Here is a 6145-nt window from a genome sequence, read left to right on the forward strand (position 1 = left end):
TGGCCGCCTATACGCGGCGCTTCGCCGAGCACCAGAAGGCCCTCGGGGCCGCGGCGAGGAGGGCCCGGGCGATGCACCTGGTGGCCCCCGCGCCCCAGTCCCTGCGCGTGCTGGTGGCCGGAGCCCTGCGGCCCCTCTTCCTTCCCGCGGGGGCGGTATGAGCTTCGGCTTCCCCTGGGGCCTGCTGGCGCTGGGCGCGCTGGTGCCGCTGGTGGCGGCGTACTTCCTCCGGCGCAAGCAGAAGCCGGTGGTGGTGAGCGCCCTCTTCCTGTGGCGCACGCCCAGCCCTCGCGCCGAGGCCGGGCCGCGCTTCGAGCGCTTCACCCGCGAGGCCTCGCTGCTGCTGGAGGTGCTGGCGGTGGTGGCCGCGGCCCTCTTCCTCGCGGACGTGCGCTTGGGCGAGGCCGCGCGGGCCCGGCACCTCGTGCTGGTGGTGGACGGCAGCCTCTCGCTGTCCGCCCGTGGGCCGGACGGGCGCCCGGTGCTGGAGCGGGTGCGCGAGGAGGCCGCCCGGCGCGTGGAGGAGGAGAAGGCCACCCAGGTGACGGTGCTGGCCAGCGGCACGGTGCCGCGCGTGCTGGCGGGGCCGGAGGTGGAGCCCTCGCGGGCCCTGGCCTCGTTGGAGTCCTTCCGCGCCCTGGGGGCGGACCATGACGTGGCGCCCACGCTGCTGTGGGCCCAGGAGTTGGCGGGCCCGGGCAGGCGGGTGCACTTCTTCACCGATGCCCCACCCGCGCCCGGGGTGGCCGTGCCCGGAGCGGTGCGGTGGACGGCCCTGGGCATGCCCCGGGACAACGTGGCGCTGGTGTCCGCGTGGCGCCGGGACGAGGGCGCCACGGCCACGGTGACGCTGCGGGTGGCGCGCTTCGGCGCGGGGCCCGAGGAGACGGAGGTGCGCGTGGTGGCCCGGCCCGGCCCGGGCGCGAAGGAGGGCACCGAGCGGCGCGAGCGCGTGCGGCTGCCCGGGGAGGGCGCGGCCACGCTGCGCCTCACCTTCGAGAACGCGGGGGACGTGGAGGTGTCCCTGCCCCCGGACGCGCTGCCCGAGGACGGCGAGGCCCGTCTACCGCCCGCGCCGGAGCGCCGGGTACGCGTGGCCCTGGCCGAGGACCTGGACGCCCCGGCCCGCTCGGCCCTGGAGCGCTTCCTCTCGGTGTCGCCGGAGGTGGCCCAGGGGCCCGGCGAGGGCGCATGGGTGCTTGGGCCGAGGGGCTCGGACGCGCGGGTGACGGTGGGCGCGGGCGGCACCGTGCGCACCTTCGTGGGCCCCTTCTTCGCGGAGAAGGGCCACCCGCTGCTGGATGACGTACAACTGGGCGGCGTGCGCTGGGCGGCCGGCGGCGAGGCGCCTCCGGGTAGGCCCCTGGTGACGGCGGGCGACGTGGTGCTCCTCTCCGAGGAGGAGGGCCGCGTGCACCTCAACCTGGACCTGGCCCGCTCCAACGTGCAGCGCACGCCCGCATGGCCGGTGCTGCTGGGCAACGTGCTGCGCGAGGCCCGGCGCGCCCAGGAGGGCTTCCCCCGGCGGCAGCTCTCCCTCGGCGAGCCCCTGGCCGTGGTGACGGTGGCGGGCGCGCGCTACACGCTGGAAGGGCCCGAGGGCGACAGGCCCCTCTTCGGCGCGGGGGCCCTCACCCTGCCACCACCCGTGGTGCCCGGCCGCTATGTGCTGGAGCGGGACGGCGAGCCGGTGGATGCGGTGGAGGTGCTCGCGCTGGACGCGCGCGAGTCGGACCTGCGCGGGCGCGGCGAGGGCGACCGGCCCGCCGAGTCCGCGGGCGAGGACACCGGCGGGGAGTCTTCCTCGGGCCGGGCGTGCTGGCCCCTGCTGGTGCTGCTGGCGGCGCTGCTGGCGGACTTCCACCTCACGCGTCGCACGGAGGTGAAATGAGCTTCTCCCTGCCGCAGGCGCTGATGCTGCTCGTGCCGCTGGGCCTCTTCCTGTGGAAGCGCGGCCAGCGCCCCGGCCCGCCCATGGTCCTGCGCTGGGCGCTGCTGCTGCTCGTCGTGGGCGCGCTGGCCGGCCCCGAGTGGGTGCTGCGCCACGCGGGCAGTGACGTGGTGGTGGTGGTGGACCGCTCGCGCTCCATGCCCGCCGAGGCGGGGCGGGTGGCCTCGGAGCTGGTGGGCCTGCTGGAGTCGCAGCGGCGGCCCGGGGACAGGGTGGGCGTCCTCTCCTTCGGGCGCGAGGCCCGGGTGGAGCAGCCGCTGTCGGAGACGGGGCGCTTTGGCGGCTTCACCCGGCCCGTGGACGCCGAGGCGTCGGATTTGTCGGCGGCGCTGGACGCGGCGGGGGCCCTCATTCCCCCGGGCCGCACGGGCCGGGTGCTGGTGGTGTCCGACGGGCGGGCCACGGGCGCGGACGCTCGCGGCGCGGCCCGGCGGCTGGCGGCACGTGGCCTCCCGGTGGACTTCCGCCAGGTGGCCCGCGAGGACTCGCCGTTGGACCTCGCCGTCCTCTCGCTCGACGTGCCCGCCGCGGTGACGGCGCGCGAGCCCTTCCAGATGACCGGGGTGGTTCAGGCCACGGCGCCCGTCACCGGCACGGTGCGCCTGGAGCGCGATGGCCGCGTGCTGGTGAAGGGGCCCTTCGACTTCCGCGCCGGGCCCAACCTGCTGCCCTTCCGCGACCTCGTGGACGAGCCGGGACTGGCGACCTACCGGCTGACGGTGGAGGCGCCGGGCGACGGGGTGGTGGAGAACGACGTGGGGCAGGCGGTGCTGCGCGTGGAGGGCCCGCCCCGGGTGCTGCTGCTCACGGACCAACAGGAGGGCACGCTGGCCCGGGCCCTGCGCTCGGCGGGGCTGGAGGTGGACGTGCGCGCGCCCTTCCCCGTGACGCTGGACGCGCTGGACGGCGTGGGCGCGGTGGTGCTGGAGAACGTGGACGCGAACCGGCTTGGCGAGCCGGGGCTCCACGCGCTGGCCTCCTACGTGGAGCAGGCCGGCGGTGGGCTGGTGATGACGGGCGGCCGCTCCAGCTTCGGGGAAGGGGGGTACCGTCGCTCGCCCGTGGAGCCGCTGCTGCCGGTGTCGCTGGAGATGCGCGAGGAGCAGCGCCGCACCGCGCTGGCCATGAGCGTGCTGATGGACTGCAGCTGCTCCATGGGCGTGCAGGTGCCGGACGGGCGCACGAAGATGGAGCTGGCCGCCGAGGGCGTGGTGGGCGCGCTCACGCTGCTCAACGAGAAGGACGAGGTGTCCGTGCACATGGTGGACACCCAGCCACATGAAATCTTCCCGATGAGCCCGGTGGAGCGGGGCCTGCCGCTGGGCGAGGTGTCGCGGGGCTTCAGCGGCGGCGGCGGCATCTTCGTGGGCGAGGCGCTGCGAGAGGGGCGCGAGCAGATACTGGGCAGCGACAAGGCGACGCGGCACGTGCTGCTCTTCTCGGACGCGGCGGACTCGGAGGAGCCGGGCGACTACCTGAAGACGCTGGCGGAATTGCAGCGCGACAAGGTGACGGTGTCCGTCATCGGCCTGGGCACGGAGAAGGACCCGGACGCGGAGCTGCTCAAGGAGATCGCCGCGAAGGGTGGAGGCCGCGTCTACTTCGCCGAGGACGCGACGAGCCTCCCGCGCATCTTCAGCCAGGAGACCATCGCCGTGGCACGGGCCACCTTCGTGGACGAGCCCACCTCGCTGGAGGCGGCGCCGGATCTGCCGCTGCTCGGCAGGCTGCCGGCGGTGGGGCTGCCGCAGGTGGGGGGCTACAACCTCACGTACCTCCGGCCGCGCGCGAGCGTGGCGATGCGGACGCTGGACGACAACGCGGCGCCGGTGCTGGCGCTGTGGCCTCGCGGGGCGGGGCGGGTGGCGGCCCTCATGGCGGAGGTGGATGGCGAGTTCACCGGCGAGCTGCGCACGTGGAGCGGCCTGCGCGCGGCCCTGGAGGGCATGGTGCGCTGGGCGATGGAGGGCGCGGGCGAGGCGGGCGAGGCGGTGGCGCGCTCGGAGCGACGGGGCAACCTGCTGCGGGTGACGCTGGACTTCGCGCCGGGCGAGGCGCTGCCGGGCGCGCTGCCCTCGCTGGTGCTGCTGCCAGGGGACGGGCGGGGCGCTCCGGTGGAGGTGCCCATGCGCTGGGAGGACGAGGACCGGGTGGCGGCCGAGTACACGCTGCCGGGCAGTGGCACGTGGCACCCGGTGGTGAAGCTGGGGACGCGGGTGCTGCGGGCCCCGCCGGTGGCGCTGCCCTACGCGCCCGAGTTCGAGCCCGGCAACGCCCAGCAGGGCCTGGAGGTGCTGCGCGCGGTGGCGGCCGTGGGCGGCGGCGTGGAGCGGCTGTCCATGGCGGGCCTCTTCGCGCAGGCGCCGGAGTCCGAGGGACGCGTGGCGCTGGCGCCGTGGTTGGTGGGGCTGGCCGTGGCGACGCTGCTGGCGGAGGTGGCGGTGCGCCGCTTCCTCTCGGCGCCGAGGCCGCGGCGGGCGGTGGCCGGAATGCGGGCGCCGAGCCCGTCCCCGGCGAGCAACGCCACCGAGGGGGGCAGGCCGCCGGACGCTCCGGTCGAGACGAAGCCGGGCCAGGAGCCCGAGAAGGAGCGCGGTGTTGACTCGGCGCTCAAGGCCGCTCGGGAGCGCGCGCGCGGCAGGCTGGGGCGCTGAGCGGCCCCCTATACTGGACCGCCTCCCTTTCAACCCCGCTGGTCCAGAAGGTCGCCGCCATGTCACGACCCACCCGTCGCTTCATTGCAATTCAAGCCTGCGCGCTCGCAACGCTCTTCTGCGGATGCTTCACGGATCCGCGCGAGCTTCCCAACGCGCCCCTGGAGACGAGCAGCAACCCGTCCGCGCTGAGCTCGCCGGACCTGGTGGTGTATGGCTGCCCTCCTGGGGCGGTGGGGGTCGTCGGCGCCACGTTCATGGGGATTCCCGCCTACTGTCAGCCCTCCGGCGGTGGCTATTACCAGTGCGATGAGCTGGGCAATCGCTTCATGCGGGACGCCTACCAGCACCCCGCTCTCGACAATGTCGTCACCGAGCTCGCCGACGCGATGTGCCCGAATGCGGCGGCCATGCCCCAGTACAGCGTCTGGGGCCCCGGCTACCGCGACACCACGGGCAAGGCGCCGCTCCCCGGCGATCTGATCGTCTTCTCGGGTGAGCTGAACGGCCTGGCGATCGCACACGTCGCGGTGGTCACCGGCATGGACGCGGATGACGTCCACTACATGCAGCAGAACATGGACGCCCCCACCGGCAGCACCGGCTGGGATGCCAAGAAGTCGTGGTTCTCGAAGTCGAAGGTGCTCTGCTGGATCCACCCTGAGCCGGTCGCCAGCCCGCCGCCGTCGAACCTGCCGGACTGTGGCTGCTTCAATGGTGAGGGCGACTACTGCGGTCTGGGCATCGTCGACCACGAGGCGTGGTACGGCTGCCGCGCCAACGTCACGTCCCCGGTGAGCTACGACAACGTCTACAGCTGCGGCAACGGCGTCTTCAGCCTGAAGTCCACGTGCTCCAACTGCGTGGCACAGCGCTACACCTCGGCGTTGGGCTACTGCGCCGATGGCAACCCCTGCGGCCACGTCTTCCGGTATTCAGACGGGACCTACTGCGGCTCCTCGACGGACAACGGCTTCGCCGGCACGGATGCGAACACCCTCTACACCTGCACGGACGGAATCGTGACCGCCACCGCCGCCTGCTCACGAGGCTGCACGCCTCAGAAGGGCGGCTCCGACAAGTGTGACTGACCGTCACGCGGCTCCGGAGACGGTTGCTTTGGGGAGCACATGAACCAGAAAACAGAGCATCCGTCGGTCGGACTGGGGGTCATCATCCAACGCGGGGAGCGGATCCTCCTGGGCCAGCGCAAAGGCTGGCAGGAGGGCTTCTACTCCATTCCTGGCGGGCTGCTGGAGACGGGCGAGACCTTCGAGGAAGGTGCCATCCGGGAGGTGAGGGAGGAGACGGGTCTGGAATTGATGGACCCGAAGGTCATCGCCCTCACCAACAATCTCGAGACCTTCAGGCAGACCGGGAAGCACCACATCTCGGTCATCCTGTATGCGAACCAGTTCCGTGGAGAGCCCACGGTCATGGAGCCTGACAAGTGCGCGGGATGGGGCTGGTACGACCCTCGCCAGCTTCCCGAGCCCCACTTCGAAGCGAGCAGGCGTGCGGTGGCGTGTTTTCTTCGGGG

General features: G+C 73.7%; 4 protein-coding genes. All 4 read left to right on the forward strand.

Going from position 1 to position 6145, the window contains the following annotated elements; all coding sequences use genetic code 11:
* Positions 1–157: 157 nt before the first annotated feature.
* Positions 158–1891, forward strand: coding sequence for a BatA domain-containing protein (locus VF794_RS10730; RefSeq protein WP_331109385.1), 1734 nt, complete (start codon positions 158–160; stop codon positions 1889–1891).
* Positions 1888–4605, forward strand: coding sequence for a VWA domain-containing protein (locus tag VF794_RS10735; protein ID WP_331109386.1), 2718 nt, complete (start codon positions 1888–1890; stop codon positions 4603–4605). Before VF794_RS10730 ends, VF794_RS10735 begins: the two co-directional genes overlap by 4 nt.
* A 59-nt stretch (positions 4606–4664) precedes the next feature.
* Positions 4665–5696, forward strand: a complete 1032-nt coding sequence (locus VF794_RS10740; protein ID WP_331109388.1) for a CHAP domain-containing protein — start codon at positions 4665–4667, stop codon at positions 5694–5696.
* A 39-nt stretch (positions 5697–5735) separates the two neighbouring features.
* A partial coding sequence (locus VF794_RS10745; protein ID WP_331109390.1) for a nucleotide triphosphate diphosphatase NUDT15 occupies positions 5736–6145 on the forward strand: 410 nt, incomplete at its 3' end.

Origin of the sequence: Archangium sp. (assembly GCF_036389735.1) — a bacterium.
Taxonomy (GTDB): domain Bacteria; phylum Myxococcota; class Myxococcia; order Myxococcales; family Myxococcaceae; genus Archangium.